The organism is Arcobacter sp. CECT 8989, from assembly GCF_004116715.1.
GTDB lineage: Bacteria > Campylobacterota > Campylobacteria > Campylobacterales > Arcobacteraceae > Halarcobacter.
On sequence record NZ_PDKE01000111.1, the window covers coordinates 1 to 403 of the forward strand.

A 403-nucleotide genomic window follows, 5' to 3' on the forward strand; every position below is an offset into this window, starting at 1 on the left:
TCTTTACTTATCCATGGCATTGCTCTTTTGCCACTATTTTCATCATAACCACTTATAAAATAGTCTCTTATATGTGAGATATTTCTTCCTTTACTATCCCACATAAAAGCATAATTTCCACTCCCAGCATCTACTATGTCTTGAACTAAATTCTTACTTGTAGGATTAATCGTATCAGTAAACTGCATAATATGCTCGTGATCTAAAGCTAAAGAAAGAAATCCTACTTTTTTTCCATTTTTAAAGACAGGAGTTACAAATCTAATTATTCCTTCAAATTTTTTACCTATAGGATTTTCTTTTCCTGCATAAGCTGACTTTGTAGGCTCAAACTTTATATTATTTTTTTTTGTTTTTATTTTGCTATAATTTCCTATTATTTTAGAACCTACATATTTACCAA

1 pseudogene is annotated in these 403 nt (G+C 28.8%); it reads right to left on the reverse strand.

Features of this window, described 5'->3' with window-relative positions:
* Window positions 1-403, reverse strand: a pseudogene (locus tag CRV02_RS14940) (sensor histidine kinase); the annotation flags it as partial.